The 26,705-nt window shown below is 60.0% G+C and carries 18 protein-coding genes; 10 read left to right on the forward strand and 8 right to left on the reverse strand.

Annotated features, from left to right (window positions below):
- Nucleotides 1–67 precede the first annotated feature (67 nt).
- Together AC2FLD_RS16335 and pbpC are read left to right on the forward strand one after the other, a co-directional pair.
- Nucleotides 68–5,494 carry an alpha-2-macroglobulin family protein gene (locus tag AC2FLD_RS16335; RefSeq protein ID WP_496670383.1) on the forward strand — a complete coding sequence of 1,809 codons (5,427 nt, stop codon included), beginning with the start codon at nucleotides 68–70 and terminating at the stop codon, nucleotides 5,492–5,494.
- Nucleotides 5,495–5,578: 84 nt separating this feature from the next.
- Entirely contained in the window at nucleotides 5,579–7,567 is a 1,989-nt protein-coding gene (pbpC, locus tag AC2FLD_RS16340; protein ID WP_496670381.1) for a penicillin-binding protein 1C, read from the forward strand.
- On the opposite strand, the gene AC2FLD_RS16345 is transcribed toward pbpC, so the two are convergent.
- From AC2FLD_RS16345 to AC2FLD_RS16360, 4 genes are read right to left on the reverse strand one after another with little or no spacing between them, the layout of a single operon-like run.
- The gene (locus AC2FLD_RS16345) at nucleotides 7,564–9,606 is read right to left on the reverse strand and encodes a hypothetical protein (RefSeq protein ID WP_496670378.1); all 2,043 of its coding nucleotides are present in this window, start codon (nucleotides 9,604–9,606) and stop codon (nucleotides 7,564–7,566) included. The genes pbpC and AC2FLD_RS16345 overlap by 4 nt on opposite strands.
- Complete coding sequence (locus tag AC2FLD_RS16350; RefSeq protein ID WP_496670751.1) at nucleotides 9,603–12,365, reverse strand: DUF4159 domain-containing protein; 2,763 nt, start codon at nucleotides 12,363–12,365, stop codon at nucleotides 9,603–9,605. The genes AC2FLD_RS16345 and AC2FLD_RS16350 overlap by 4 nt, the downstream gene beginning before the upstream one ends.
- Entirely contained in the window at nucleotides 12,362–13,237 is an 876-nt protein-coding gene (locus tag AC2FLD_RS16355; protein ID WP_496670376.1) for a DUF58 domain-containing protein, read from the reverse strand. Before AC2FLD_RS16355 ends, AC2FLD_RS16350 begins: the two co-directional genes overlap by 4 nt.
- Nucleotides 13,234–14,241, reverse strand: coding sequence for an AAA family ATPase (locus AC2FLD_RS16360; protein ID WP_050605161.1), 1,008 nt, complete (start codon nucleotides 14,239–14,241; stop codon nucleotides 13,234–13,236). The genes AC2FLD_RS16355 and AC2FLD_RS16360 overlap by 4 nt, the downstream gene beginning before the upstream one ends.
- 64 nt (nucleotides 14,242–14,305) lie before the next feature.
- Between AC2FLD_RS16360 and AC2FLD_RS16365 the strand changes: the two genes are divergently transcribed.
- Entirely contained in the window at nucleotides 14,306–14,881 is a 576-nt protein-coding gene (locus tag AC2FLD_RS16365) for a DUF1285 domain-containing protein (protein WP_496670372.1), read from the forward strand.
- Here the strand turns inward: AC2FLD_RS16365 and AC2FLD_RS16370 are convergent.
- Nucleotides 14,864–15,820 (reverse strand): DMT family transporter, encoded by a 957-nt coding sequence (locus AC2FLD_RS16370; RefSeq protein WP_496670369.1) that lies wholly within the window; start codon nucleotides 15,818–15,820, stop codon nucleotides 14,864–14,866. The two genes, AC2FLD_RS16365 and AC2FLD_RS16370, sit on opposite strands and share 18 nt — an antisense overlap.
- A 178-nt stretch (nucleotides 15,821–15,998) precedes the next feature.
- Between AC2FLD_RS16370 and AC2FLD_RS16375 the strand changes: the two genes are divergently transcribed.
- Both AC2FLD_RS16375 and AC2FLD_RS16380 read left to right on the forward strand, forming a co-directional pair.
- Entirely contained in the window at nucleotides 15,999–16,754 is a 756-nt protein-coding gene (locus AC2FLD_RS16375; protein WP_496670366.1) for a hydroxypyruvate isomerase family protein, read from the forward strand.
- 62 nt (nucleotides 16,755–16,816) lie between these two features.
- Nucleotides 16,817–17,047, forward strand: a complete 231-nt coding sequence (locus tag AC2FLD_RS16380; protein ID WP_050605164.1) for a DUF2798 domain-containing protein — start codon at nucleotides 16,817–16,819, stop codon at nucleotides 17,045–17,047.
- 42 nt (nucleotides 17,048–17,089) lie between these two features.
- On the opposite strand, the gene polA is transcribed toward AC2FLD_RS16380, so the two are convergent.
- Nucleotides 17,090–19,894 (reverse strand): DNA polymerase I, encoded by a 2,805-nt coding sequence (polA, locus tag AC2FLD_RS16385; protein WP_496670360.1) that lies wholly within the window; start codon nucleotides 19,892–19,894, stop codon nucleotides 17,090–17,092.
- Nucleotides 19,895–19,921: 27 nt separating this feature from the next.
- On the opposite strand from polA, the gene AC2FLD_RS16390 reads away from it, so the two are divergent.
- Nucleotides 19,922–20,413, forward strand: a complete 492-nt coding sequence (locus AC2FLD_RS16390; protein ID WP_496670353.1) for a hypothetical protein — start codon at nucleotides 19,922–19,924, stop codon at nucleotides 20,411–20,413.
- A 7-nt stretch (nucleotides 20,414–20,420) separates the two neighbouring features.
- On the opposite strand, the gene AC2FLD_RS16395 is transcribed toward AC2FLD_RS16390, so the two are convergent.
- Nucleotides 20,421–20,597 (reverse strand): zinc-finger domain-containing protein, encoded by a 177-nt coding sequence (locus tag AC2FLD_RS16395; RefSeq protein WP_170346779.1) that lies wholly within the window; start codon nucleotides 20,595–20,597, stop codon nucleotides 20,421–20,423.
- A gap of 87 nt (nucleotides 20,598–20,684) precedes the next feature.
- Here AC2FLD_RS16395 and AC2FLD_RS16400 point away from each other — a divergent pair, with 87 nt between their 5' ends.
- Nucleotides 20,685–21,674 carry an ABC transporter ATP-binding protein gene (locus AC2FLD_RS16400; RefSeq protein WP_496670748.1) on the forward strand — a complete coding sequence of 330 codons (990 nt, stop codon included), beginning with the start codon at nucleotides 20,685–20,687 and terminating at the stop codon, nucleotides 21,672–21,674.
- On the opposite strand, the gene AC2FLD_RS16405 is transcribed toward AC2FLD_RS16400, so the two are convergent.
- On the reverse strand, nucleotides 21,664–22,134 hold the full coding sequence (locus tag AC2FLD_RS16405; protein WP_496670346.1) for a DUF1203 domain-containing protein: 471 nt from the start codon (nucleotides 22,132–22,134) through the stop codon (nucleotides 21,664–21,666). The genes AC2FLD_RS16400 and AC2FLD_RS16405 overlap by 11 nt on opposite strands.
- A gap of 109 nt (nucleotides 22,135–22,243) precedes the next feature.
- Between AC2FLD_RS16405 and AC2FLD_RS16410 the strand changes: the two genes are divergently transcribed.
- From AC2FLD_RS16410 to AC2FLD_RS16420, 3 genes are all read left to right on the forward strand, one after another.
- On the forward strand, nucleotides 22,244–25,162 hold the full coding sequence (locus tag AC2FLD_RS16410) for an error-prone DNA polymerase (RefSeq protein ID WP_496670343.1): 2,919 nt from the start codon (nucleotides 22,244–22,246) through the stop codon (nucleotides 25,160–25,162).
- 48 nt (nucleotides 25,163–25,210) lie between these two features.
- Nucleotides 25,211–25,624 carry a group III truncated hemoglobin gene (locus AC2FLD_RS16415; RefSeq protein ID WP_496670339.1) on the forward strand — a complete coding sequence of 138 codons (414 nt, stop codon included), beginning with the start codon at nucleotides 25,211–25,213 and terminating at the stop codon, nucleotides 25,622–25,624.
- Nucleotides 25,625–25,758: 134 nt separating this feature from the next.
- On the forward strand, nucleotides 25,759–26,697 hold the full coding sequence (locus AC2FLD_RS16420) for a DMT family transporter (protein WP_496670335.1): 939 nt from the start codon (nucleotides 25,759–25,761) through the stop codon (nucleotides 26,695–26,697).
- The last annotated feature ends 8 nt before the right edge of the window (nucleotides 26,698–26,705 follow it).

Genomic DNA, 26,705 nt, shown 5'->3' on the forward strand with positions numbered 1-26,705 from the left:
AAAACTGTTTAAGCCGTTGCGCGACAGGCATGCGCCATGCAAACCTCGGTTCAAAGAGGAGGGCACCATGCACCGCTTTGTTTTTATTTCAATTACTTACATCTTTTCACTGCTGATCCTACCCGCTGCCGTGCTGGCGCAGGATGCGATGCCTGAATTCCGATATATTACCTCACGGGACACGGATTATTATGGCTCGGATCTGGACGCACTGTTCGACACCGATCTGAAATCCTGCATTCAGGCCTGTTCAGCCACTGCACAGTGTACGGCATTCACCTACAACACCCGATCTGATGCGTGTTTTCCCAAAAGCGGCGTGAATCGACAAGAGACCTATCAAGGGGCTCTGTCGGCGCAAAAGGTACCGAACTCTCAACAGGCCCTAACATTAGGAAAAACGCGTGCCGAAACCTTGAATGTACTGGGGTCTTCCGATCTGAATCGAGTAACGAAACAAGCTCGAGATTTGGGTTTCCTGCACCCTGCTGGCGAGCATGACCTGCAAGCTGTTCTGGACGCGGCGCGCAATGCGGGCAGTGTCACGCAAGCGATGCAATGGACTGGCGTTGCCGTATCGCTCAGCGATGCACCGGATCTGTGGGTGGAATACGCACGCCTGTTGCTGACTATGAACCCCTCGGGCTGGAACGAACGACGGGATCTGCGCAATCGTGCACTGAATGCTGCGATCAATGGCTATCTACGCGCCGAGGCCCCGGGCACTCAGATCGCGGCGCTGATGACTATGGCAAACGCGCTGGAAGAGGTTGAGCGCGGGCGTGACATGATCCCTGTTCTGCGCCTTGCCGAGCAGGTGCAACCGCGTGAGGATGTGCTGGCCGCGCTGGACGACGCCATTGGAAAATACGGTTTCCGCGTGGTCGACAGCTCGGTCGATAGCGATGCCGTCGCACCTCGAATCTGTGTTGAGTTTTCCGAACCGCTGGTCAAGGCCGGCGTGGACTACGACTCCTTCGTGCAGCGTGACGATGCCGGATTGGTCGTGCAGGCCGAGGGCAAGCAACTCTGCGTCGATGGGGTGGCACATGGCCAGCGCTATCGCTTGACAGTGCGCCAGGGTTTGCCTGCCACCTCGGGTGAAGCCCTGAACCGCAATATTGAACTGACCCACTATGTGCGCGACCGGACGCCTTCGGTTCGCTTTCCCGGACGCAGCTATGTCCTTCCGAAATCTGCTGACGCGGCACTACCTGTCGAGACCGTCAATGTCACCGATCTGGATCTGATCCTGCGACGGGTCAGTGATCGCAACCTGTTGCGCGCTGTGCAACAGGACTTCTTTGGCCGTCCGCTCAGCGAATGGCAGGAAGAAGAATTCTCAGACGAGATTGCCGAAGATATCTGGACCGGCACGGCCGAGGTTTCCAACCAGTTGAACCAGACCATGACGGCACGTCTGCCCATGGCGGATGCCATCGCCGATCAGCCTGCTGGCATCTATGCGCTGACGGCCCGCGTTCCAGGGGCCGATCCCTATGACGACCCCGGCGCTACGCAGTGGTTTGTGCTGTCCGATCTGGGGATCAGCACCGCGCTTGGCACGGATGGGCTGCACGTAACCGTGCGCGGCCTAAGCGATGCCGCGCCGCGCAAAGGGGTCGAGGTTTCGCTGGTCACAAACGCAAACGCAGTCATCGCAACGGCGCTGACCGATGAAACCGGCTACGCCACCTTCGCACCCGGCCTGATCCGCGGGAAAGGAGCCAGTGCACCTGCCTTGGTGATGGCCGCCACCGAGGACAACGATTTCAGCTTTTTGTCCCTGACTGATCCCGCTTTTGACCTGTCGGACCGCGGCGTTGAAGGCCGCCCGCCCGCGGGGCCGATTGATGTCTTCCTAACCACAGACCGTGGTGCGTATCGGGCCGGAGAAGTCATCCATGCCACTGCGCTGTCCCGCGATGGTGAAGCACAAGCCATTGAAGGACTGCCGCTCACTGCGATCCTGTATCGTCCGGACGGGGTTGAATACCGCCGGTCAGTCTCGGACGGCGGCGTTGCCGGGGGGCATGTCTTTGGCTTGCCCGTGGCCGCAGACGTTCCTCGTGGGGCATGGAAGATCGAGATAAAGTCCGACCCCAAAGGCGAGGCGCTGGCGCGTCAGACGGTACTGGTCGAGGATTTTGTGCCTGAGCGTATCGATTTCGTTCTGACCCTGCCCAACGCACCTTTGCGCCCGGGCGACACCCCCCCGCTTTCTATCGATGCGCGTTATCTCTTCGGTGCGCCCGGTTCGGATTTGAGCATCGACGGTCAGGTCATTGCCCGCCCAGCAGATACCATCCCGGGCTATGAAGGCTATCGCTTTGGCCGTTACGATACCGAGACTTCGATCAAGAGCACGTACTTTGGTGACATGCGCACTGACGCGGCAGGCCAGGCCACTGTTGCCGTTGAAATCCCCGAATTAGACACTGAAGGAAAACCTATTGAGGCCGAGATCATCGCAAGATTGGCCGATGGCTCGGGCCGTCCGGTTGAACGTCGCCTGACTGCTCCGGTTCTGCCGCCGCAACCTGTGATCGGTGTCAAACCTCTGTTCGAAGACGTCATCCCGGAAGGCATTGAGGCGGCGTTTCAGATCGTTGGTCTCGCCCCTGATCTGACCCCTAGCCCGATGCGCCTGCGCTGGACGCTGAACAAGGTTGAAACGCGATATCAATGGTATCAGCTTTATGGGGATTGGAATTGGGAACCGACAACCCGCCGTAAACACATTGCCACGGGTGAAGTAGACTTCGCGACAGACCCATTGACGCTGACGCAACCTGTGGATTGGGGCCGTTATGAATTGGTGGTGCAGCGGATCGACGGCACATATGCCGAAACTGCCGTCGATTTCTATGCAGGTTGGTATCAGGCCGCCGACGCATCAACGACGCCGGACCGGCTTGAGATGTCGCTGGACCGTGACACCTACAGCGCAGGTGATACTGCGCAGCTCCGGATTGTCCCGCGCATGGCGGGTGTCGCCCAGATCGACGTCCTTTCGAACCGGCTGATCCATCGCCAGATGGTCGAGGTGCCGGAAGGTGAATCCGTGGTCCCGATAGAGATCACACAGGATTGGGGTCCAGGAGCCTATGTAACCGCCACGGTGATCCGTCCGATGGATGTCGCCGCAGGTCAGAACCCGGCGCGTGCCATGGGTGTGGCCCACGCCACCATCGATCCGGCAGGCCGCAAGTTGACTGTCGCCATTGACGTACCCGAGACCACGTCGCCTCGTCAGACGCAAAAAGCCCGCGTTAGGGTCGAAAACGCTTCGGAAAGCGATCCTGTCTGGCTGACTCTGGCCGCTGTGGATGTGGGCATTCTGAACCTGACCGGGTTCGAAAGCCCGGACCCACAGAGATATTATTTTGGACAACGTCGTCTGGGTGTCGATCTGCGCGATGTCTATGGGCGTCTGATCGACGGTATGAACGGAGCGATGGGCACAGTTCGATCCGGCGGTGACGCGGATAACGGGATGCGCCGTCGGTCTCCACCGCCAACGCAGGACCTGATGGCTGTGTTCAGCGGCCCGGTGCAGGTCGGCGCGGATGGAGAGATTGAGATCGACATCCCCCTGCCCGCATTCAACGGAACCGTCCGATTGATGGCCGTCGCGTGGTCATCCAAAGCGGTTGGTCAAGCCGAAGCCGAGATGATCGTCCGCGACCCGGTGGTCGTCACCGCCAGCCTGCCGCGGTTCCTGGCCCCAGGCGATCAAAGCCGGATGCGGGTTGAGATCGTTCATGCCGAAGGCACATCCGGAGACATGGCACTTGGCCTGACCGCATCGGGCGGCTTGGAACTGGGCGCGGCACCAACCAGCTTTGTGTTGGAGGACGGCGGCAAGGCGGTGTTCGACGTCCCGATCACGGCGAATGTCGTCGGCGACCCGGAAATCAGTGTTTCGATCACCACGCCGGACGGGCGCGACCTGTCACAGACCTTGCGGATGCCCGTGCGGGCAACCGATCCGGTGATTGCCCAGACACGGCGTTTTGCACTGGGTGCCGGAGACAGCTTCCTTTTTTCGCAGGACGTGTTTGACGGATTCCAGCCCGGCTCGGCCAAAGCCATCCTGTCTGCCGGAGCGTTTGCGAAATTCGACACGCCGGGTCTATTGGATCAGTTGAATCGATACCCGTATGGCTGCACCGAACAGATCACCAGTAAAGCCCTGCCGCTGCTCTATCTGTCATCCGTCGCGCAAGCCTCGGGGCTGGGGGACGGTCCGGTGGTGGATCAGCGCATCACGGCCTCGATCCGCAGCATCCTGACCCGTCAGGCCGCAAACGGCACCTTTGGTCTGTGGCGCGCTGGCAACGGTGACTTCTGGCTGGACGCCTATGTGACCGACTTCCTGTCCCGTGCCCGCGCTCAGGGACATTCTGTGCCGGACCGGGCCTTTGCGCAGGCGATGGATAACCTTCGAAACAGGGTCAACTATGCGCCCGATTTCGACGAAGGCGGTCAGGATATTGCCTATGCCCTGATGGTTCTGGCGCGGGAAGGCGCGGCGTCGATAGGTGATCTGCGCTACTACGCGGACGTCAAAGGGGATGCGTTCGACACTCCTTTGGCGCTGGCACAGTTGGGCGCGGCACTGGCATCCTACGGCGACCAGACCCGAGCTGACGCGATGTTCAACCGTGCCGCACGGATGCTGGAACAGGTGCCCGACGAACAGGAAAACTACTGGCGCGCAGATTACGGCACCCACCTGCGGGATGCGGCGGGTCTGCTGACCCTTGCCGTAGGCGCGGGCAGCGAGGCGGTTGACCGCGACGCTTTGATCCAAAGGGTAAGCGCGGGCGCCGCGCCATTGTCCACGCAAGAGGCCACGTGGTCCCTGCTGGCAGCGCACGCGTTGGTTTCTGACCCGACTGGGTCGGGCCTGACGGTCAATGGCACGCCGGTTTCCGGTCCGTTTGTGCAGGTTCTGCAGTCAGGACAGTCAGATGAGGTCAACATCACGGCCATGGACGGTCAGGCGACGGATATCACCCTGACGGTCACTGGGATTCCGGAAACCCCGCCCGAAGCGGGCGGCACCGGCTACGCGATTGAGCGGCGGTACTATTCGATGGATGGTGATCTGATCGACGCAAGCAGTTTCACTGTGGGTGACCGGTTCGTCACCGTTCTGACGGTAACGCCGTTTGAAGGCGGTGGCGCGCGGTTGATGGTGGATGATCCACTTGCCGCCGGGATCGAGATTGACAACCCCAGCCTGCTGCGTTCAGGCGATGTGCGATCCCTGGATTGGCTGGATTTGTCGGATGCCACCCATACCGAGTTCCGTTCAGACCGTTTCCTGGCCGCAGTTGATCTGTCCGGGCGTGAAACCGTGACGCTGGCCTATGTCGCCCGTGCGGTTACGCCAGGTGTGTTCCATCATCCCGCGGCCTCGGTCGAGGATATGTACCGCCCTCAGAACCGCGCATGGACGTCTACTGGTCGGGTTGAAGTTCAGTGATCGTTCTGGTGCCATATCACTACTTGGGTTTCAGCGATGCCTAGGTCGTCGCGATTTTTGCTCGTACTGGCTGGTGCCTTATTTATGACTGCGCTGGCACGGGATGGCGTTGACCGCTGGGTTGACGCCACGGTGCTTCCCCCGTTTCTGGCCGAAACATCGGTTGAGATGCGAGACCGGAACGGCGACCTTTTACGCGCGTTTCCAGTCGAGGATGGTATCTGGAGGTTGTTGCCCGGCGCGGTCGATCCAAATTTCATCGCCATGCTCATCCGGTATGAGGACAAACGATTCTGGACCCACGCCGGTGTGGACCCGATCGCAATGCTGCGGGCAGCGGGACAAAGCCTGTGGAGTGGGCGTACGGTGTCGGGTGGGTCCACCTTGACCATGCAGGTCGCGCGATTGATCGAGGATGGCTCGACCGGGCGGTGGCGTGGCAAATTTCGGCAAGTTAGGGTCGCATTTGCATTGGAGCGGCGGCTAAGCAAGAAGCAGATTCTGGACCTGTACCTGACCCACGCTCCTTATGGTGGCAATCTGGAAGGTATTCGCGCCGGCACCCGTGCGTGGTTTGGCAAAGACGCAGCCCGGTTGACCGCGGCACAGGCGGCCTTGTTGGTCGCGCTGCCACAATCCCCAGAGGCCCGGCGCCCGGATCGCAGGCCAGAGGCGACCCGGAAAGCACGTGACCGGGTTCTGCGCAGGCTCGAGCGCTTTGGCGTCCTGACCCGGGCTGAAACACATGCGGCTCTGACCGAACGTCTTCCGGATCGAATGAAACCGTTTCCGCGCCTCGCACCACATTTGACCGACCGCGTAAAGCGGCAAGCGCCCGCGACCAGCGCCTTTGATCTGACCCTGGATGTCGGATTGCAGGCCCGGTTGGAGACTTTGGTCGCACAGGCCGCCACCCGTGCCGGGCCGCGAATATCCGGGGCGCTGATCGTGGCGGATCATCGCAGCGGTGGAGTTCTGGCCTCGGTCGGTTCGGCCGGTTATCAGGATGCACGACAGGGTTTTGTGGATATGACTCAAGCCCTGCGGTCGCCTGGGTCGACCCTGAAACCGCTGGTCTATGGGTTAGCATTCGATCAGGGGCTGGCCCATCCTGAAACCCTGATCAGCGACAGCCCCGTGATGTTTGGCCGGTACGCCCCGCGCAACTTCGATGGCGCATTCCGTGGCGATGTAAGGATTCGTGACGCCCTGCAATTGTCGCTTAATATCCCTGTTGTACGCCTGACGAATGCGTTGGGGCCCGCGCGTGTTATGTCGGCATTACGCTTAGCCGGATCAAAACCGCGTCTGAACGGCGGCACGCCGGGGTTGGCGATCTCTTTGGGTGGCGTTGGGTTAAGCCTGCGCGATCTGGCACAGATCTACGCCACTCTGGCAGCCGGTGGGCAAGGTCCGATTCTGCATCATGACGCGTTGGCCGAAACGCGGCAGACCCCGCGCGTTTTGTCAGAGACCTCTGCCTGGCAGGTCGCGGACATTCTGGCCGGGGTTTCAGCCCCTGCTGGCGGCGCGACAGGGGCGCTTGCCTACAAAACCGGCACGTCTTACGGCCACCGCGATGCCTGGGCCATCGGCTTTGACGGGCAGCACGTCATCGGAGTCTGGCTGGGTCGCGCGGATGGAACGCCTGTTCCCGGCGCATTTGGGGGCGATCTTGCTGCGCCGCTTCTGGCTGAGGCATTCAGCCTATTGAAACCCGAACTTGCCCCGCTGCGCCCGCCACCTCCGTCAACCCTGCTCGTGGGCGCGGCACAATTGCCTCAACCCTTGCAGCGTTTTCGCCCCCGCACTGCAGCTTTCGAAAATGATCCGTCCGCGCCGGACTTGCTGTTCCCGCCTGACAACGCCGTGTTAGAGACGTTTGGAGCACCTCTGACAGTCAAACTGCGCGGGGGCGTCGGGCCATTTTCAGTGCTCGCAGACGGCGTTCCCGTATTGACCGGACAACGGCAGCGAGAGTTCGAAATCCCCAATCCAGGGGCCGGTTTTACTTCGCTCGTTGTGGTGGATGCGCAGGGCCTTTCGGACCGGGCAGCAATCAGGATTGATTAGCGCCGCCCTTCGCGCAGCCAACCACCCAACAGGAAACCTCCTGCCAGCAACAAAACCAGCCAGGGCGGCAGCAGGCCGGCCTGCGTGACGTCCCGTGTCTCATAAGCATCGCGTGGGGTCAGACCGATCCAGCCCCGGCCTGCCGCAGGACGCCCAGCGCGCACGTTGCGGATCGATGGCAAGCCGTCCTCCAGCCGGATCACGCCGCCCCGCATACTGGCCAGGACCGGTTCCAGAACATCACCGGTTGCGATGGTGCGTTCAAACTCCTTCGGTGCGGCGGGACCAAGGCCAATCACGGCCATATGGTCGCCTTCCTGCAAACGGTAAAGACCGATCTCTGGCCCAAAATATTGCGCTTCGAACCGGCCTGGAGAGACCTCTTCCAATGTGATCTCTAATGTCTCGCCATTCGGGCGTGTCACCGTCACCGGCCCCACGTCATCTTCAAGGGTCTGGCGAATGATCCGCATGGATTGACCGTTGGCCTCGGCCCATAACGCCTCTTCCTCCAGTTCGGGTTCTTTCATCATCCAATGGGCCAGCCTGCGCAGCAGCTCCAGTTGCGGACCACCGCCTTCAAAACCCCGACTCCATAACCAAGCATGATCCGAGGCCAGCATCGCAACGCGCCCTTCGCCAACGCGATCCAGAACCAGCAGCGGGCGTTCGTCAATGCCTGTCATCAAAACCTCGCCCGAGCGATGATTCACGTCGATCTGACGCAACCAAGCCCCCCAATCCTCGGAATCGCCAAGATTGGTTGTCACCGGATGCCGCTGCCCCAAATCACTGACCATCGGCACATAACGCTCTTCGAACACCCGTGCTGAGGGCTGAGCTGGTAAAATCGGCGCCAGCGGAGACCGGAAGATGCTGTCGGCACTGGCGAAATCAGGACCGGCCGCAATCAAAACCGCACCACCGTCGTTGATGTAACTGGTGACGTTGTCCAGATAGATCGCAGGCAAGATGCCGCGCCGCTTATACCGATCGAAGATGATCAGATCGAAATCGTTGATCTTTTCCAAAAACAGCTCACGTGTTGGAAATGCGATCAACGACAGTTCATCAACGGGCACGCCGTCCTGTTTTTCGGGCGGACGCAAGATGGTGAAATGCACCAAGTCGACCGAACTGTCGGACTTCAACAGATTGCGCCATGTGCGCCCCCCGGGATGCGGCTCACCTGAGACCAACAGAACGCGCAAACGATCCCTAACGCCGTTCATCTGAATCAGGGCAGTGTTGTTGCGGTCGGTCAATTCACCCTCGGCCCGAGGCACAGAGAACTGAATGACGTTACGCCCGCCATGGGGCAGCGTGATGGGCAGCTCAACATCACGACCAATGGGAATGCTGAACTGTTCAGGTGCGGCACCATCTACAGAAATCTCCAACGGCGCGGTAATCGCGCCCACCGGAGCAGCTCCGCTGTCTTCCACCCGCAGGGTCAACGTGACCGGCTCGCCGATAATGGCAAAGGCAGGTGCATTGCGGACGATAAGCCTGCGATCCCAGTCACTTTCACGTCCGGTTTGCAACAGGTGCATCGGCGCAGGCAGGTCCGGGGCCTGATCAACATCGTGCACGATCCCGTCCGACACCACCAGAATGCCAGCGATACGGGCCCGGGGTTCTTCGGCCAAAGCCTCATTCAGGGCCGCCATAACTTGCGTGCCCTCATCCCCATCCCCGTCGCCGACCTGAATGCGGCGCAGTTCCGTATTGTTACGCGCCTCAATCTCGGCAGCAAGTTCCTCGGCAGCCTGCGCAGTTTGTTCGGCCCGGTCCGAAAGCGTTTGGCTGGCGCTTTCATCCTCGATCATCAAAACGATATCTGTCAGCGGCGCGCGATCTTCAATCTGATAAACCGGGCCAGACAGCGCGGCGAGAACCACCAAAGCCGCCAAACCCCGCAAGGCCCAGCCTGACAGGCCACGCTTCAGGGCCAGTGCAATCCCTGTCACGGCAATCGCACCCACAGCGGCCAGAACGGGCCACGGGATCAGCGGGTCGAATATGACGGTTCCGGTCATTGTCCTAGCCTGTCCAGAAGGGCTGGCACGTGGACCTGATCGGATTTGTAGTTCCCGGTCAGCACATGCATCACCAGATTGACGCCAAAACGATTGGCCAGTTCGCGTTGCCGTTCCCCCGCATATCCGCGTCCGACCGGCAGCAGGGCTTGGCCGTTGCGATCCACGGCCCACGCCCCGGCCCAGTCATTTCCACCGATGACTACGGGTGTCACGTTATCGTTGAGGTTACGGAACGGCATCCCTTCGATCTGTTCCGCATCCAGTGGCGCAGCTTCGACCCAGACCTCGGTACCGGAGTAACGGCCCGGGAAATCCTGTAACAGATAGAAGGTTCTGGTCAGGACGTGATCGCGTGGAATCGGCTCTAACGCAGGGATATTCAGCGGTCCGGCCAGTTGCTGCAACTTGCGACCATTCGGGCTGGACGCACCGAAACCAGCGATATCTGCGTCACGCGTGTCGAACAAAATCATCCCGCCCGAGCGCAGGTACGCGTTCAGTTTCACATAAGCTTCGGCGGAAGGCTGAGGCTGGCCTGGGGAAATCGGCCAGTAGAGCAACGGGAAGAATGCCAGCTCATCGCGTTCCAGATCCACACCAATAGGTTCGGCAGGTTCGACTGAGGTGCGATAAAACAAGGTTTGCGCCAATCCCCGCAGCCCGGCCTGCGCAATATCGTCCACCTGTGCTTCACCCGTCAGCACATGCGCCAAAACAAGTTCATGCGTTGCCGCCAAGGCGAACTCGGTATCTTCCTGCGTCTGCGCCTGAACTTCGGGCACCAACAGAAACGCGGCCAGAATCCCAGCGGCTGCGCGTGCCAAACCCAATCGGCCAGACAAGGCCAAAGACGCGACCACGTCGATCGTGAGCAAGATCAGAGCGAAGCTGAGGAGCAGGCCACCGAGCGGAGTTTCGGTGCTGATCTCCTGTCCTTTGATCGGAACATTGGCGGGCCAGACCACCGGGCGCAGTTCGGTATCCTCGGAAACAACATTCAGCGCCAGTTTCTGCTTACCGCTTTCATACAGACCCGGGCGCAGTTCTGGCCCGATCTGGCCCGAAATCAACTGCACCCCGTCCACACCGACCAACGTACCAGCATCCGACAAGGTGCCAAACCCATCCATGACCTGTACCGGTTCCCATGTCGTACCCTGCAACTGCGCCTCTTGCCGGGACTTCGCGGCAGAGGCCACGGCCAGACGATCCAGCATCTCGACAAACAGGCCCGACAGCGGCAGGCTGGACCATTCAGCGTCCGCAGTGACATGGAACAGCACCACCTGCCCCAATCCCAACGCCTTGCGCGTCACCAAAGGTGTGCCATCAGAGAGCGAGGCAATCACGCGATCTGCAAGATTAGGGTCTGGTTGGGCCATGACTTGGGTCGAAACGACCACATCGTCCGGGATGTCCAAACCATTGAACGGTGAATTCTCTGGGAACGGAGCCAATGTCTTGGCCTCGCCCCAGCTCATCGCTCCACCAACGGATCGCCCGCCGCTGCGCAGCCGTACGGGCAACAGGGTATCTTCGGTGTCCCGCCCCAGATCACTGGCCGCCATACGCGGACCGGCAAACCGCAGCAGCAGGCCACCTTGTTCGACCCATTCGATCAGACCGGCCTCTTCCGTATCCGACATCTGCGCGACATCCGACAGAACGATCACATCCGGGTTCGCAGGCAGAACCTCAAGCAGGCCGCCATCGACAAAATCTGCCGTGGGGTTCAGAACCTGCGTCAGGTAATGCAGAGGCGACAACAACTCCAGCCCCTCTCGGTTCAGGGTTCCTGCAATCAGCGAAACCTCGCGTCGGCGCAAGCTGTCATCAGTCAGGGTCACGGCCCCGGCGGACCGTTGGCCCTGAATTTCGAACCGCGTAATCCGTGCCCGCAATTCCGAAGGCAGCGCCAGTTCGACCTGCGCCGAGGTTTCCCCGGCTTCAAAGGTCAGGTCGACCGAATGCAGCACCCGTGCCGTGCCCGCCGGGTCGCGACCTTGCGCCAAAACCGTCACCCGCTCCTCCGGGCCGGGACCTGCCCGCTGTAAAGTGAGCTGGATCAGACCGTCCTGATAGGCCGCAGGCTGGATCGCAATGGGCCGAGACGCCCCCTGATACACCGTCACATCACCACGCGCCTGCAAGGCAGAGACCAGCCCGGCATGTTGGGAATAGTCCAACCTGTCGCTAAACCAATGAGTGTCAAAGCTGCCACCAACTGCATCCAGAGCAGAAATGGTTTGCAAAATCTGATCTGCGGTCGGTTGCCAAGGGTTCGGTGTCAGCCCCGGAAGGCGCCCGCGCCATGCCTCAGCCGCTTGAAAAACAGGCGTTTCCGGCTCGGTCAGGCGCAGAATTGCAACGGTACGGCCCGCGCGCCCGGCCTCTGACAGCTGTGTGTCAATCTGGTCCAGCGTGGCCGACCAGCGCGTGGCACCGGCCCAACTGGCATCCAGAACCAGCAGCAGCGGCCCGGTACCAGTCTCATCCCGTGATGGATTCAAAACCGGCCCGGCCAGACCGATGATGATGGCCGCAGCCGCAAGCATCCTAAGCAGTAACAGCCACCATGGCGTGCGGTCCGAGACACTTTCGTCATCCTTCAGCCCCAGCAACAGCGTGACCGCCGGGAACAACCGACGGATCGGGGCGGGCGGTACTGCGCGCAGGATGAGCCACAGGATCGGCAGGGTCAGAAGACCCAACAAAATCCAAGGCGCGGTAAAGCCAATGCCCGCCAGAACCGTCATCGCGTGCCCCCATCCAAGGCCCGATAGAGCCACAATAGAGCCGCCTGCGCGCTATCGTCTGTGTGGTGCAGACCCAATTGCCAGCCAGTCGCACGGCATAGCTGCGTCAGGGCATCCTTGCGGCGTGCAAGTCGTTCAAGATAGCGATCCCGCAGTTCGGCGGCCTTGAGCGTTTCGTGCCGGACGGATCCTCCGACGCTTTCGAAGATCGTCCGGCCCCGATATGGAAACGTCTCTTCGCCCGGATCCAGTACTTGCAGGACCACGCCGCGCACGCCACGGTCAGCAGCTTTGGTCAGGGCCAATTCAACTTCGTCCATAGGACCCAGAAAATCCGAAATAAACACCGCGCGGGCATGAGGGATCATGGCGCGGTGTTCAGGCGGGGCATAATCCGCGTGATCATCTTCGGACCAGGCTTGTGCCAGGCGGATGATCTGCGCATTGCCGCGCCGGGGCGGCAACTTTGTACCGGTCAGGCCTACGCGCTCACCGCCGCGCACCAGTAAAATCGAGGTCGCCAGCCCCAGCAGACGGGCACGATCTGTCTTTGTCGGCAGCGATTTTTCGGACGCAAACCGCATCGACGCCCCCTGATCGACCCAGAGCATCACCGATTGCGCGATCTGCCATTCCCGTTCCCGCACAAATTGCTGATCCCCCCGCGCCGAGCGGCGATGGTCAATCATACGGCGGCTGTCCCCGATTTGCGCAGGACGGTATTGCCAGAAATCATCTCCCATGCCGGACCGCCGTCGACCGTGGTCGCCCAGCAGAACGGTTCCGGCCAAATGCTCGGCTCGCGCCAATAGGGGCGGCAGCCGTGACGCCTCGGCTTCGGATCTTTCGCGAAGGGTCAGCGCGGCATTCACGCCGCAGCCTCGGTGCGGATCAGACCGGCAGCCGTCGAGTCAATCAGCTCAGCAAGGCTGTCACCCCGAGCCCGCGCCGCAAAGTTCAACGCCATCCGGTGGCTCAGCACCGGCCGGGCCATGTCCAGAACATCCTCGGCATTCGGGGCCAAACGCCCCTGCAGCATCGCACGCGCCCGCACTGTCATCATCAGCGCCTGCGCTGCGCGCGGGCCGGGGCCCCAGGCCACCGTTTCTGCAACGCGCTCGGATGCGCCAGCTTCTTCGGGTCGGAAGGCGCGAACCAGATCGAGGATCAATTCGACCACCGACTCGCCCACCGGCATCCGGCGCAACAGGGTTTGGGCCGCCAACAGGTCATCCTTGCTGAATATCTGATGCGCCTCTTCCTCTTCCACACCGGTGGTGGCCAGCAGAATATCGCGCTCGGTCTGCCGATCTGGATATTCGACGTCGATTTGAACCAGAAAACGGTCCAGCTGCGCTTCGGGCAGAGGATAGGTGCCTTCCTGCTCAATCGGGTTTTGCGTGGCCAAAACGTGAAATGGCGTCCCAAGCGAGCGATCTTCGCCCGCCACGGTCACTGTACGTTCCTGCATCGCCTGCAGCAGCGCCGACTGCGTTCGCGGGCTGGCACGGTTGATCTCGTCCGCCATCAGCAACTGGCAAAAGATCGGGCCAGAGATAAAACGGAAATGCCGTGATCCATCATCCGCAGTATCCAGAACCTCTGACCCCAGAATATCGGCCGGCATCAGGTCAGGTGTGAACTGAATGCGATTACCATGAAGGCCCATCACCGTCGACAATGTCTCGACCAGACGTGTCTTGCCCAGCCCCGGCAAACCAATCAGCAGCGCATGACCGCCGCACAGAAGCGCGGTCAGGGTCAGGTCCACAACCCTTTCCTGCCCGATGAAGCGGCGGGTGATCGAGGACTTGGCCTCTTGCAGCTTGGTTTCCAGCGCTTCGATCTCGGCTACGAGGTCGGCAGGTTCGGTCATGACTTTCCCTTCCGTGGACTATTATAGATGAAGTGTATCGCGCTAAGAGGAAATGGCAAAAGCAATGAGCGGACAAAAACCTGTGAAACCTTCGCCCGATGGTCTGGCTGCATCAGTCAAAGCGACCAAAACCAAGGGTTTACCGCCCGTTCACCTGTGGAATCCCCCGTTTTGCGGCGATCTGGACATCCATATCGCAAAAGATGGCACCTGGAGTTATTTAGGCTCGCCCATCAACCGTTTCGAGCTGGTGAAGCTATTTTCCTCAATTCTTAAGAAAGAAGATGGGAAATACTACCTCGTCACACCGGTCGAGAAGGTGGGAATCACTGTCGAGGACGCCCCTTTTGTAGCCGTAGATTTCGACCGTGAAGGTGAGAGCGAACATCAAAGCCTGACTTTTACCACGCATGTCGGCGATCACGCCGTTGCCGGGGCAGAACATCCGATCCGGATCGTCATCGATCCGGAAACGCAGGAACCCTCACCCTACATCCTGATCCGATCGAACCTTGAGGCGCGCATTGATCGCAAAAGTTTCTATCGCCTTGTCGAGATTGGCACCCATCATGACGGCTGGTTCGGCGTTTGGTCTGGCCAGAACTTCTTTGGGTTGATCCCCTCAGCCGAACTTGGCTGATCCACGGACCTCTCGTGGTGCCCGATCCTGCGCCACCACAACGGCCAGAGCAACAACACCCGCGCCCAGCACACGGGTCCAGCTCCAGTCTTCCCCCAGCATCAGCATGATCAGCATCACATAAAACGGCGCGATGTTGATGTGGAACGACGCCAACGCAACGCCCAATTTACCAACCGAAGCGATGAACAGAACCTGGCTGAGCCCCATGGCAATCAGCGCATAGATCGCGAGCATTCCGATCTGCTGCGCATCAACCGCCGCGCGCGGCATTACATCCATACCCAGTTGCGCGGCCCCAAAACACAGGACACTGGCCATCAGCAACCCACCGGTAAAGGTGATCGTGGCGCGGCCGAGCTGGCTGAGCTCGGGAAAGTCCCGTGCCGTTGCCATGCTACCCCAGCAAAACAGACCGGTTGAAGCGATTGCGCAGACCGCACCCAGCCCCAGTTGTTCCGGTGAACTGGCGCTGGTTGCTATCAAACCACCTACAATCGACACCAAAACGCCAAGTGCAAAGTTCCATTTCAGACGCCGTGTGCCCGCAGCAAGTTCCAGCAATGTGGCCGCCAGTGGTGCACAGGATGCAATAATTGCAACGGTGACGGGATCTGTCAGTTTTTGCGCAAGGATCAGAAGAAACATGCTGATCCCAAAACCGAATCCGCCAATGACCATCGCCCGCCCCCATTTGGCCCTCAGTACACGGCTGGGCCCGTCCAGAATGAACCAAAGCGGCACCATCACAGCCACTGCCAATGCCAGACGCGCCGCTAGCAGTGCCACAGGTGGCCAGCTTTGCAACAGGATCTCAGCGGCGGGGAAACCCGCAGCCCAGGTCATCATCGAAGCCACCGCCAGACCATTGCCGGACAGGGCCGAGTTGCGGCCAGCAGACATAGAAAGGGTTACCCCGCGCGCGGGTTCCGGGCTCATCGCCATAGGGTCCAAACCTTTTGTTGGTGCAGCGTGAAAAATGATTCGCTGTTACCGTCCGACTGTCCCTGATCCTTCAACCACGATCTGGCCGATTTTCGACAACTTGTCGTTTTCAGTCTCTTCCCCGGAAACCGTGAGGCGGTTAGGGTCGAGCTGCCGCAACCAAAGACCTTTCATGCCCAAATTCGCCGCCAACCTTTCGCTGCTCTTTACCGAACTGCCTTATCTCGAACGGTTTCAGGCCGCCGCTGATGTGGGTTTCACCGCTGTCGAAATCTTGTTCCCATATGACGTGGCCGCAAAAGAAACCCACCGCGCCTTGCTTGCCAACGGGTTGGAACTGGTTCTGATCAACGCTCCTCCACCCAACTACACCGGCGGTCAGCCGGGATATGCTGCCGTTCCGGGCGGCGAGGTCCGGTTTCAGTCGGATATCCGCCGCGTCCTTCGCTATGCCGATGTGCTGTGTCCTGGGCTCATCCACATTATGTCAGGGTATGCCTCGGGGCCGGACGCGCTGGCGTGCTTTGTACAAAACCTGCAATGGGCCGCCGATACTGCGCCGCGACAAAAGTTCACGATAGAACCGCTCAATCCGATGTCGCAGCCTGAGTATTTCCTGAACGACTACGATTTGGCTGCCGAGGTGTTGGATCGTGTGAATCGCCCGAATGTCGGCCTGCAATATGACAGTTTTCACGCACATATGATCCACGGCGATGCACAAGCGGTTTGGGATCGCTTTCACCCGCAGGTCATCCACGCACAGATCGGCGCGGCCCCTGACCGATCTGAACCCGGACGCGGACCAACGGATTTCCAAAGTTTGTTCTCAGCCATGGACGCTGCGGGATATACCGGTTGGGTCAGTGCGGAATACACGCCTTCGACATCGCGAACATCCAGCAGTCTTGACTGGATACGGGCTTAGTACTGGAATTTCCTCGGCGAATACTGCACATCAGAGGCAATACGACTTTCAGGACACCCGCCATGATACCAGCCCGTTATGCCCGCGCCGTATTCAGCCTGATCATGTCCGGCCTCATGTCCTGTATCGTGACGGGGATCGCAACAGTGAAAGCCATCGGTTTCGGCCCCGGAACGTTCGGAGATTGGATGGCGTCCTGGGTCTTTTGCTGGCCGATAGCCTTCATCGTGATTCTGCTGTTGGGCCCAACCGTGCAACGTATGGTGAACCGCATGGTCAGACCGCAGGACTGACCCGCGACGAAGAGGGCCCGGCGGGTCGGATGAGACGCGACGCTAGTGCGCTTCGGCCCAATTCGCGCCTTGTCCGGCATCTACACTCAGCTTCACGTCCAGCTTGACTGCCGGGTCCGAGGCGCCCTCCATCACATCCCGTGCCACGTCGATCACCTGATCCACTGAGTCCTCAGCCGCCTCGAAAAGCAATTCGTCATGCACCTGCAACAGCATCTTGGCAGGTAGCCCATTGATTGCCTCAGGCATCCGCACCATGGCCCGTCGGATGACGTCAGCCGCGGTGCCCTGAATAGGCGCGTTGATCGCCGCCCGGCGCGAGAATCCGGCATGTGGCCCCTTGGCGTTGATCTCGGGCGTATGAATCTTGCGCCCGAACAGTGTCTGGACATAGCCATGCTCTTTCGCAAATGCGACGGTGTCGTCCATAAAGGCTCTAATACCGGGGAAACGCTCGAAGTATCGATCGATGAAGCCCTGCGCCTCGGACCGTGGGATACGCAGGTTTCGCGCCAGACCAAAACCCGAGATGCCATAGATCACACCAAAGTTGATCGCCTTGGCCTGGCGGCGAATGTCGGGCGTCATCTCATCGAGCGGCACATCGAACATCTCGGACGCAGTCATCGCATGAATATCCAACCCATCCGCAAACGCCTGCTTCAAAGCAGAGATATCCGCGATATGCGCCAGAATCCGCAATTCGATCTGACTGTAGTCGAGGCTCACCAACACATTTCCGGCTTCGGCGATAAACGCCTCACGAATGCGTCGTCCTTCCTCGGTCCGAACCGGGATGTTCTGAAGGTTTGGATCGGTCGAGGCCAAACGTCCCGTATTCGCACCTGTGATAGAATAAGACGTATGCACCCGCCCCGTATCCGGGTTGATATGGGTCTGCAGCGCGTCCGTGTAGGTCGACTTCAGCTTGGACAGCTGCCGCCAATCCAAAACCCTGCGCGGCAGTTCATGCTCGGTTGCAAGATCCTCGAGAATATCCGCGCCGGTCGAGTATTTCCCGGTCTTACCCTTCTTGCCACCCTCAAGGCCCATCTTGTCGAACAGGATTTCTCCCAATTGCGCCGGTGAGCCCACATTGAAATTCTCGCCAGCCAATTCGTGAATTTCAGCCTCTAACCCAGCCATTTTCTGCGCGAACGCGTTGGACATCCGGCTAAGAACATCACGATCGACCTTGATGCCATGCATCTCCATTTCGGCCAAAACCGGCACCAAGGGGCGTTCCAACGTCTCATACACGGTCGTCACTTGGACCTGATGCAGCTGAGGCTTGAACAGTTGCCACAGGCGCAGGGTGATATCCGCATCCTCGGCGGCATAGGTTGTGGCCTCGTCAATCGGCACTTTGTCAAAAGTAATGGCCGATTTGCCCGACCCCAGCAGCGGTTTGATCGGGATCGGTGTATGGCTCAGATAACGCTCGGACAGTGTGTCCATGCCATGCCCGTGCTCACCACCGTGCATCGCATAAGACATCAGCATCGTGTCATCGATTGGGGCAACATCGATACCATAGCGCGCAAGAATCTTGGCGTCGTACTTCATATTCTGCCCGATCTTGAGGATCGACGGATCCTCGAGCATCGACTTCAGCTTGGTTAGAGCCTCATTCAGGGGCATCTGCCCCTCAGCCAGTGCATCCGAGCCGAACAGATCGTCCGCTGTACCGTCTCGGTGGGTCAGCGGTATATAGCAAGCCTCGCCAGCTTCTACACACAGCGAGATGCCCACGAGATCGGCAATCATCTCGTTCAAGCCAGTGGTTTCGGTATCGACAGCGACCCAACCGCGTTCATAGGCCTGATCGATCCACTTTTGCAGGGCCCCGGCGTCTCGCACACATTCGTATTTCGACGCATCAAACGGGACGAGCTCTGCCTCTGGTTCTTCAGCCGCAGGCGCAGGCGCGTCGGCAATCACCGGAGCTTCGGCCCCCAGCTTATCTGCTATCCGCTTGGTCAGTGTGCGGAATTCCATATCCGCCAGAAAACCCAGCAGCGTCTCGGCGTCCGGATCTTTGGCCTCAAGATCATCCAGAGTGAAATCCAGCGGCGTGTTTTCGTCCAACTGCACCAGCTTCTTTGACAGCTCGATCTGGTCTCGTTTTTCGATCAGCGTCTGGCGGCGTTTGGGCTGTTTGATCTCTTCGGCACGGTCCAGCAACGTTTCCAGATCGCCATATTCATTGATCAACAGGGCTGCCGTCTTTACCCCGATGCCCGGGGCACCCGGCACGTTATCCACCGAATCCCCTGCCAAAGCTTGCACATCGACCACACGTTCCGGCCCAACGCCAAATTTCTCGAACACACCATCCCGGTCGATGCGCTTGTTCTTCATCGCATCCAGCATTTCCACACCGTCGCCGACCAACTGCATCAGGTCCTTGTCGGAACTCACGATGGTCACACGCCCGCCCGCCTCGCGCGCCTGCACAGCCAGCGTGGCGATGATGTCGTCGGCCTCGTACCCCTCCAGCTCTTTGCAGGCGATATTGAAGGCTTTCGTCGCCTCGCGCGTCAGGGGCATTTGTGGGCGCAGGTCTTCGGGCATCGCCTCGCGGTTGGCCTTGTAAAGATCGTACAGATCATTCCGGAAGGTGTGCGAGCCCTTGTCAAAGATCACCGCCACATGGGTTGGCGCATCCGGCCCGGCGTTTCCCTCGACGTATTTCTGCAGCATGTTACAAAACCCTGAAACAGCGCCAATCGGCAGTCCGTCCGACTTTCGTGTCAGCGGAGGCAGCGCGTGATAGGCCCTGAATATGAAGGCGGATCCGTCGATCAGATGCAGGTGACAGCCTTTTCCGAATTCGCTCTTGCTCATGGTGTCCTGCCTTATAGGATTGTAGTCATGTTCAGTCTGCACGTTTTATCGGCGATAGCGTCCGCAATCGCAATCGCTCTTGTCGCCTCGACCGCATTGGCGGGGCTTAAACTGCCCGCAAACTGCGCGCCAAATCAGGGTAACTTATCCAACTGTGCCCCGATCCTTGCTTGTCTGGGCGACAGCGGAATTTTCTTCACCGGTCGCGCCATCGGATGGGGCGAAGGAACGCATGCTGGTCAAACAAGTGCAAATTTTGGTTGTCATGGACAGTGGCGTGCCCAAGGAAGCTTTGGTTTCGGAGAAGCCACACTGGAATGTGACAACGGGCTTACAGGAAAAGCGTTCTTTACATACCAGCACCCAGAAACCGGCACCGCCAGCGGAATTGGCCGCCTCAGCACCGGGGAAATCTTTCATGTGTGGTCCGGCAACAATGTCGATCAATTCCTGATCAACAAATATGGCGACGTCGACGCAGGTGCGCTTTGTCAGAATTTCACCGCACCCGGCACCTGACGGACAATCAGCCCTGCTCAGTGCCCTTCAGAACATATTTGCAATCACAATACGGGCACTCGACCCAACCAGTATCCTCGGGAATTTGCAGCCAGACGCGCGGATGGCCCAATGCGCCTTCGCCGCCATCACAGGCGACACGGGCGGTTTCGACGATCTTGGTTTCCGGCGCTTCGATGGTCACGGCTGGCGATCCTTCTTCGGTTGTCGGCCTCGCGGGCATGTACTAGGTGCGTTTATGAGCGATGAGCAAACCGGGGGCAAGAGCCACATGAGCGATGCGGCAATCAGGATCGAAGGGCTGCGCAAAACCTATCGTGGCGGCAAGGGTCAGCCCGAGAAACACGCGCTGAAAGGCATTGACCTGACCGTTCCACGCGGGTCAGTTTTTGGATTGTTGGGACCGAACGGGGCCGGGAAGTCGACACTGATCAACATTCTGGCCGGATTAGTGGTGAAATCAGCGGGACGCGTTTCGATCTGGGGCTTCGATCAGGATCAGAACCCGCGCCAATCCCGCGTTGCAATTGGCGTGATGCCGCAAGAGCTGAACCTGGACCCGTTCTTTTCCCCGCGCGGCGCGTTGGAGGTTCAGGCAGGTTTGTACGGCGTCCCGAAATCTGAACGCCGCAGCGATGACATTCTGGAACTGGTCGGCCTCAGCGACAAAGCCGAGGCTTATGCCCGTACGCTGTCAGGCGGGATGCGGCGGCGACTATTGCTGGCCAAAGCGCTGGTGCATCACCCGAAGATACTGGTGCTGGATGAACCCACGGCCGGCGTGGATATCGAGCTTCGCCAGATGCTTTGGACCAATGTGCGTAAACTGAATGAACAGGGCATGACCATTATTCTGACCACGCACTATCTGGAAGAAGCGCAAGAGATGTGTGACGAGATCGCCATCATCAACCATGGCGAAAAGATCGCGCAGGACAGCACCGCAAACCTGCTGGGCAGGATGGACAGCCGAACGATGGTGATCGTCCCGGACAGCCCTGTGGTTGATCTGCCTGCAACCGAAGGAGTCGAAGCCGCGCTACGCGACGATGGCAGCCTTGTCCTGCAGTATCAGGGCAATCAAACCAGCGCCGAGCAGGTGCTGGAATCCGTCCGCGCCGTAGGTATCCGCATCCGCGACGTACGTACCGAAGAAGCCGATCTTGAGGATGTTTTCCTTGCACTGACATCCTCGCGCGGCGAAGAACCGGCGGAAGATCAGGACCAGCCGCGCCGGGGGATGCACCGGGTCAAACTTTGACCCGGTCAATACGCGCCTGATAGCAGTTGTTTCGGGCCGAGCGGACATGGATATAGGCGATGTCCGCTCGGGCCAGGATGTCCTTCACCGCTGCGCCGATCTGATCCGTGGGTGTGATCGCTCCGGTGCCGTAGACGATCCGGTCATCCGACCCATAACCCTTGATCAGGTAGTCAGGAGAGGTGGCCAGGATCTCGGGTATCTCTTCCCCCTCGTACCGCTCACACGGTGCAGCACACAGAAAAATCGGGCCGGTTTCTGCGTAAGGATGCGTCTCTAAAAAAGGGCGATATGCCAATATCAGCATCTCTTTGCCTTCTGGAATGTTCTGCAGGCAGTGCCGGCAAGGGTTGCCTGCGCCCGTCGAAACGGAACGCTCGGGCGTAGCGCCATAAGCGTCCGGCCCTCCGGCCTGAAGGGCGCGGACCTTGTCTGTGGGAAGTGCGGTGATCTTGAACATATCGGGTCTCCTTTTCTTCAACCATGTCCACGCGGGACATCCCAAGCGACCCGTTTCCTGCTCAAAGGACTCGAAAAAGAACAAAACGTGAATATAATAGAGAATCGTCATGTATGCCGAGCTGTCGATCACGTCGAACTTCACCTTCCTCACCGGGGCATCCCACCCCGAGGAGTATATGGAGCGTGCCGTCACCCTGGGCCTGCCCGCCATTGCGATTGCCGATGACAACTCGGTCGCCGGGATCGTCCGCGCCCATACCCAAGCGCGCGAGATCGCCCGTAAGGTCCGCGAACGGCTGGAGTGGGAAGCACAGAATACCTCCATCGGTCCTCCTTGCCCCGATCATATCCCCAAACCGCCGTCCTATCCGATCCACGCAGTACCCCGCCTGATCCCGGCGGCGCGGCTGATCTTCACCGACGCGCCGACCGTCACCGCCCTGCCCCTGAACCGGCAGGGCTGGGCCAACCTGTGCCGCATCCTGTCCACGGGCCGCCTGCGTGCCGAGAAAGGCGACTGCATCCTGCACCTGTCCGACCTGCTTGAATTCTCTGACGGTCTTCACCTGCTGCTCTGGCCACAAGCGGACCGATCCCAAGGCGGCGCGAACGCGTGGCGAACACAGACGCAACAGCTGACGCGCCGCTTTGCCGGGCGGATACATCTGTTGATGCACCCACGATATGACGGTGCCGACGGTTCATATTTCTCTTTATTAGAGGCTGAATCAAAGCAACTTGGCATCCCCACGCTCGCCAGCGCGACGCCGATGATGCATCACGGGGCCCGCCGTAAGCTGGCCGACGTCATGACCGCCATCCGCCTGCGCCGTAAGGTGGACGAGTTAGGCCGAGAGGCTTTGGCCAATGGCGAACAACGTCTGCGCTCCGAGACCGAGATGCTGCGTATCTTCAAAGGTCATGAGGGCGCTGTTGCCCGCGCCCATGAGCTTAGCACCCAACTCATATTCTCGCTCGACGAGCTGCGCTATGACTATCCCAGCGAGGGCAGCGAACAGGAAACCCCAACCGAGCGTCTGCACCGTCTGGCGCATGAGGGGTTGAAATGGCGCTATCCGGCGGGCGCGTCCGAGAAGGCCCAGAAGATGCTGGCGCATGAGCTCACCCTGATCGGCAAGCTTAAATATGAACCCTACTTCCTGACCGTCCGCGACATCGTCCATTTCGCGCGCTCGCGTGACATCCTCTGCCAGGGGCGCGGCTCGGCGGCCAATTCGGTGGTCTGCTTCTGCCTCGGCATCACCGAGGTCAGCCCCGAGATGGGCACGATGGTGTTCGAACGCTTTGTGTCCGAGGCCCGCGATGAGCCGCCCGATATCGATGTCGATTTCGAACACGAACGCCGCGAAGAGGTGATCCAGCACATCTATGACCGCTATGGCCGCGAACGCGCGGGGCTGTGCGCCACGGTTGTGCATTACCGAGGCAAACGCGCCATCCGCGAGGTGGGCCGCGCGATGGGGCTGACCGAAGACACGATCTCGGCGCTGTCCTCGCAGCTTTGGGGGTTCTTCTCGACCGTCGGGCTCGAGGCGCACCGGATGCGGGAAATCGGCCTTGATCCCGAGGATCGCCGATTAAAACAGACTCTAATGTTGGTTTACGAGATCGACGGCTTCCCCCGCCACCTCTCTCAACACGTGGGCGGCTTCATCATCACCGAGGGGCGTCTGGACGAGCTTGTCCCCATCGAAAACGCCACGATGGAGGACCGCACGGTCATCTGCTGGGACAAGGATGACATCGATAGTCTGGGCATCCTGAAGGTCGATGTCCTAAGCCTCGGGATGCTCACCTGCATTCGCAAAGCGTTCGACCTGATCGGGCAGCATCATCAGACCAGCTATACGCTGGCCACCCTGCCGCCCGAGGACCCGGTGGTCTATGACATGCTGTGCAAGGCCGACAGCATCGGTGTGTTTCAGGTGGAATCACGTGCACAGATGAACTTTCTCCCCCGAATGCGGCCGCGCAATTTCTATGACCTGGTGATCGAGGTCGCCATCATCCGCCCCGGCCCCATTCAGGGCGATATGGTTCACCCCTATATCCGCCGCCGGAACGGAGAGGAGGAGGTCAGCTTCCCCTCGGACGAACTGGGCGAGGTGTTGGGTAAAACGCTGGGCGTGCCGCTGTTTCAGGAACAGGCGATGCAGATCGCCATCGTCGGCGCGGGTTTCACCCCGGAACAGGCCGACAGGCTGCGCCGCTCGCTGGCAACATTCAAGAAGCACGGCAATGTCAGCGAATTCCGCGCGCTGTTCCTGCGTGGTATGAAGCGCAACGGGTATGATGACGACTTTGCCGAGCGCTGTTTTTCGCAGATCGAAGGGTTTGGGTCATACGGTTTCCCCGAAAGCCACGCGGCCAGCTTTGCGTTGCTGGTCTATGCCTCGGCCTGGATCAAATGCCACCACCCCGGCATTTTCGCCTGCGCCCTGCTGAATTCGCAGCCGATGGGGTTCTATGCCCCCGCCCAGATCGTGCGCGATGCGCGCGAGCATGGGGTTCAGGTGCGCCCGGTCTGCATCAATGCCAGCTTCTGGGACAATGTGATGGAGCCGGACGGCCATGGCGGGCTGGCCCTGCGGCTGGGGTTCCGCCAGATCAAAGGGCTGAGCGAGGAAGACGCCAGTTGGCTGACCGCCGCGCGCGGCAATGGCTACACCCAGGTCGACGATGTCTGGCGCCGCGCGGGCCTTGGCCCGTCGGTGATCGAACGGTTGGCCGAGGCCGATGCCTTCGCCGGCTGCGACCTGACCCGGCGCGAGGCACTGTGGCAGGCCAAGGCGATTGCCACCGCAAAGCCCTTGCCCCTGTTCTCGCAAGATCTGGAAGGCGAGGCGCTGGACGAACCCGAAGCCTATCTGCCGCAGATGACATTGGGTGAGCAGGTGGTCGAGGATTACGTCGCCACCCGTCTTAGCCTGCGGGCGCATCCGGTGGCCCTGCTGCGGCATCTGCTGACGCCGGATGGGCGCGACAAAACCACCTCTGTCATGTAACGCCGGAACTCCCTATCTGCCAAAAACAGAGACGACATTCAGGCCACCATGACCAGACCACCCCTTCCTCCACGCTTTCCCGCGACGCCAGAGCAGATAAACGCGCAGGTCCGCGCCTTTTACGCCTGTGTGCGGCAGGACAGTGTGCTGGGTCCGGTTTTTGCCAACCATGTCACCGACTGGCCTGCGCATGAGGAAAAAATCGCGTCGTTCTGGCGCAATGCCATCCTTTATGAGCGCAGCTATGACGGCAATCCGCAGCGGGTTCACATCGAACGGCCCGATGTAAAACCCGAGATGTTCGTCCGCTGGTTGAATCTGTTCGAAGACGTCGCCGCGCAGACCCTGCCACCAGAAACCTCTATCCCTTGGGTCGCGCTGGCCCGGCGCATCGGCGTGGGGATGAAGGCCGGGGTGCAATCGGCCCGCCAGCCCAAGGACGCACCGCCGATCCTGCGTTGATCCCACATCATAGCTGGCTTGCGGTGTTAGCGGTAAAATAGGGGCTATGCGGGCCGAGGGAATAGAGTTACTCAGAGGCAAGACAGCCCCTCTGCGCTGCCCTTTCACATCGAAACATCACCCGAGGCCGACCCATGAGCACTCAGAACACCACTCTCCGGGGTCTTGGCTATGCATTTGCGGGCTTTGCGGTTTTTGCCACCCATGACGCGCTGATCAAGGTGCTGGGCGGGACTTATTCGGTGATGCAGATCATCTTTTTTGCCACGCTGTTTTCCTTTGTCCCGATGGCGGTGACGATCCTGACCGACAGGACCACGGGCAATTTCCTGCCGCATCACCCGTGGCTGGTACTGCTGCGTTCAGGCCTGATGGTGACGGCCATGTCCTGCGCTTTCTATGCGTTTTCGGTCCTGCCACTGGCCGAGGTTTATTCGTTGCTGTTTTCCTTTCCCCTGATCGTAACGGTCCTTTCAATCCCGATTCTGGGCGAAGTTGTCCGCGCCCAGCGCTGGGCCGCCGTCGGAGTAGGCCTGATTGGCGTACTGATCGTTCTGCGCCCCGGTTCAACAGATATCACGCTGGGGCACCTCGCCGCTTTGACAGCCGCGTTCTGCAGCGCCTTTGCCTCGGTTTTGGTACGTAAGATCGGAAATGAGGAACGCTCGGCGGTATTGATCCTCTACCCGATGCTGCTGGCCATCTTGGTGATGAGCCTGACGCTACCCGCCATCTATCAACCGCCCTCGCTGTTGCACCTGGCGATGATGGCGCTGGTCGGCGTGTTCTCGGTCATCGCCCAGCACCTGATCATTCTGGCCTACAGGGCCGCGCCTGCCGGTGTTGTCGCCCCCAGCCAGTACAGCCAGATCATCTGGGCGACGATCTTTGGCATGATTTTCTTTGGTGAACGCCCGGACATCTGGGTCGCGGTTGGAGCAAGCGTCATCATCGCGTCCGGCGTCTATGTTGTCTGGCGCGAGAGCCGGGCGAATACGTCATCGGTCAACACCCCGGTGCTGCGGGTGCGGTCGCCTCGATCAGATACAGGTGCGACACGGCCGGGAGACTAGAACCCAGG

The sequence above is a fragment of the Ruegeria sp. CDSA021 genome, assembly GCF_059612325.1.

What these genes read in the sequence shown, in the direction of transcription:
- AC2FLD_RS16370 (WP_496670369.1), bottom strand. Translation starts at nt 15,820, where the DNA reads ATGAGCCCGGAACCCGCGCGCGGGGTAACCCTTTCTATGTCTGCTGGC.
- AC2FLD_RS16335 (WP_496670383.1), top strand. Translation starts at nt 68, where the DNA reads ATGCACCGCTTTGTTTTTATTTCAATTACTTACATCTTTTCACTGCTG.
- AC2FLD_RS16350 (WP_496670751.1), bottom strand. Translation starts at nt 12,365, where the DNA reads ATGACGGTTCTGGCGGGCATTGGCTTTACCGCGCCTTGGATTTTGTTG.
- AC2FLD_RS16365 (WP_496670372.1), top strand. Translation starts at nt 14,306, where the DNA reads ATGAGCGGACAAAAACCTGTGAAACCTTCGCCCGATGGTCTGGCTGCA.
- AC2FLD_RS16420 (WP_496670335.1), top strand. Translation starts at nt 25,759, where the DNA reads ATGAGCACTCAGAACACCACTCTCCGGGGTCTTGGCTATGCATTTGCG.
- AC2FLD_RS16400 (WP_496670748.1), top strand. Translation starts at nt 20,685, where the DNA reads ATGAGCGATGCGGCAATCAGGATCGAAGGGCTGCGCAAAACCTATCGT.
- pbpC (WP_496670381.1), top strand. Translation starts at nt 5,579, where the DNA reads ATGACTGCGCTGGCACGGGATGGCGTTGACCGCTGGGTTGACGCCACG.
- polA (WP_496670360.1), bottom strand. Translation starts at nt 19,894, where the DNA reads ATGAGCAAGAGCGAATTCGGAAAAGGCTGTCACCTGCATCTGATCGAC.
- AC2FLD_RS16345 (WP_496670378.1), bottom strand. Translation starts at nt 9,606, where the DNA reads ATGACCGGAACCGTCATATTCGACCCGCTGATCCCGTGGCCCGTTCTG.
- AC2FLD_RS16405 (WP_496670346.1), bottom strand. Translation starts at nt 22,134, where the DNA reads ATGTTCAAGATCACCGCACTTCCCACAGACAAGGTCCGCGCCCTTCAG.
- AC2FLD_RS16390 (WP_496670353.1), top strand. Translation starts at nt 19,922, where the DNA reads ATGTTCAGTCTGCACGTTTTATCGGCGATAGCGTCCGCAATCGCAATC.
- AC2FLD_RS16380 (WP_050605164.1), top strand. Translation starts at nt 16,817, where the DNA reads ATGATACCAGCCCGTTATGCCCGCGCCGTATTCAGCCTGATCATGTCC.
- AC2FLD_RS16375 (WP_496670366.1), top strand. Translation starts at nt 15,999, where the DNA reads ATGCCCAAATTCGCCGCCAACCTTTCGCTGCTCTTTACCGAACTGCCT.
- AC2FLD_RS16360 (WP_050605161.1), bottom strand. Translation starts at nt 14,241, where the DNA reads ATGACCGAACCTGCCGACCTCGTAGCCGAGATCGAAGCGCTGGAAACC.
- AC2FLD_RS16415 (WP_496670339.1), top strand. Translation starts at nt 25,211, where the DNA reads ATGACCAGACCACCCCTTCCTCCACGCTTTCCCGCGACGCCAGAGCAG.
- AC2FLD_RS16410 (WP_496670343.1), top strand. Translation starts at nt 22,244, where the DNA reads ATGTATGCCGAGCTGTCGATCACGTCGAACTTCACCTTCCTCACCGGG.